Genomic DNA, 2,162 nt, shown 5'->3' with positions numbered 1-2,162 from the left:
TTGTTGAATAAATCAGAACTTGTAACGACTGCGCCCCATACGGGTCGATTGTTACGTGATGCGAATACTGTTCGGCATTCCTAATAGCGTGATCCGGTTAAGCGCTTTGACCATGGCCACGGCTTCACCCACCTGAGCATCGTAGTCTCTCAGACTTAGATTACCACCCAGAAGCCTTTTGAACCGGAACATGACCTTTTCAGCCACTGAGCGCCGGTGATAGCCCACTTTCTTTTTCCAGATATCGTTACTACCGCTAATGCGCTGATTTGCAACAGCGTGGTTACGCTCGTGGTAGCGATCTGGCCAATATTGCGCCCCCCTTCGTGGCGGGATAAGTGGCCTTATAATCCGCACAGATAATCTCATGCGTCACACTGTCTACTGCCAGGTGCAGCTTACGCCATACCCGGCACCATGCTGCCGGACTTTCCATTCGCCTTCGCCAAAGACCTTCAGGCCGGTTACATCAATGACCAGATGTGAGATTTCACCACGGGTTGGCGTTTTTATGCTGATGTTTACTGTCTTTGCTCGCTTGCTGAGCAGCGAATAGTCTGGACAATGCAGCGACAATTTAATCAGTTTAAAAATCGAGTCAACAAAGCCATGTAACGCCCTCAATGAAAGGCCAAACACGCGTTTCATCATCAGGACTGTGGTGATGGCCATATCTGAGTAGTGGAGCGGTCGTCCACGCCGTTTAGTAGTGTTTTTTTCCGTCCATGCAGCAATGGCTGATTCATCTAGCCATACGGTTAAAGAACCGCGCTGCTTGAGGGCCTTGTTATAAGAGGGCCAGTTGGTGATTTTAAAATTTTGTTTTGCCATGGAGACCTGATTTTGAAACAACTGTGGTGATCTGCTCCGATGATTACCCAAAAGTTCTATTTATTCAACAAAGACCTATGCTTATTGAGGTTAAACACTATCCTAACGTGCGTTTTAAACAAACGTTTAAATCTGCATAAGCAAAGCTATATTCCGCATAACCCGCATACTTGAAGTGTCTGGGGTATTTCTTTTATAACTGTGGCATTGTTTTTTGTGGCAATGTTTTTACGATTTTTTAACGCCATATTTTGGCGTTGTTTCTTACCAGGGCTGCGTTGTCGCGCTATTCGGGGTGGCACGAGAAAGAATTGAGGTTGCGAATGGCTATTCAGCGTTATCCACATTTGGCGGATTGGGGCGCTTTTACCGCCGTCGTGGAGGACGGAAAACTGATCCGCTGCGAGCCGTTTGCCAGCGATCCTGCCCCTTCCGCGATGCTTGATTCTATTGCGCCGCTGGTCTATTCCGACAAGCGTATCCGCCGTCCGGCCGTGCGCCGTTCCTGGTTACAAAAGCGTGAACACAGCGATGGCACGCTGCGCGGCAAAGAAGATTTTGTTGAGGTAGATTGGGATGTCGCACTCGATCTGGTGGCGCAGGAGAACCAGCGCGTACGCGATCGTTACGGTGCGGATGGCCTGTTCGCCGGATCCTACGGTTAGTCTTCTGCGGGGCGCTTTCACCATGCGCGTTCGCAGGTGCGGCGTTTCTATTTCTCCGGCGGAGGTGCCGTTGATCAACAGGGCAACTACAGTTGGGGCGCGGCGCAATTCTTTTTACCCTACGTTATCGGCACTTTTCAGCCGCTAACCGGCTTTGTTGAATAAATATATATTATGCTGCGTAGCAATAAAGGCTGAGGATTCCCTTGACGTAAAATCAGTATGTTAAATCCAGAGCGTGGTGATGCATCCCGGAGCGATCAGCATTTTAATCCAAAACAGGCGTGTCATAACATCATTATTCCCTATTATTCAATAAGGCCAGCCAGTTGACGCAATGCCGGTTCCAGACTGTGATATCTCGCCCCACCGGAAGCCACCTGCGCGTTTTTCAGCGCCAACCCGCCAAACGCGAGGAAAATATTGCAGTGTTTTAGGCTGTGTCCCTTAATTGCCTGAGTTATAGTAACCATATGTTTCCACAGTATATTGAACTATGGCTCGCTACGACATTCCCGATGAAGAATGGATGATCATCCAGTCTTTACTGCCTGCTGAACCAGCAATACCACGTGCCGGACGTCCATGGGCAGAACATCGTAAAATCATCAATGGTATGTTCTGGATTCTGTGCTCAGGTGCTCCATGGCGTGATTTACCTGAGCG

Annotated in this window: 1 protein-coding gene and 2 pseudogenes; 2 read left to right on the top strand and 1 reads right to left on the bottom strand. The window is 49.0% G+C overall.

Annotated features, from left to right (window positions below; translation table 11 throughout):
* Positions 1-51 precede the first annotated feature (51 nt).
* A pseudogene (locus QZ506_RS17060) lies at positions 52-831 on the bottom strand (IS5 family transposase).
* A 323-nt stretch (positions 832-1,154) separates the two neighbouring features.
* Between QZ506_RS17060 and QZ506_RS17055 the strand changes: the two are divergent.
* Both QZ506_RS17055 and QZ506_RS17050 read left to right on the top strand, forming a co-directional pair.
* A pseudogene (locus QZ506_RS17055) lies at positions 1,155-1,649 on the top strand (molybdopterin-dependent oxidoreductase); the annotation flags it as partial.
* 343 nt (positions 1,650-1,992) lie between these two features.
* The coding region (locus tag QZ506_RS17050; RefSeq protein ID WP_291972696.1) for a transposase at positions 1,993-2,162 on the top strand (170 nt) is incomplete at its 3' end.

Origin of the sequence: Candidatus Symbiopectobacterium sp. (assembly GCF_020054415.1) — a bacterium.
Lineage (GTDB): Bacteria > Pseudomonadota > Gammaproteobacteria > Enterobacterales > Enterobacteriaceae > Symbiopectobacterium.
This window is presented reverse-complemented; position numbering and strand designations above follow the sequence as displayed.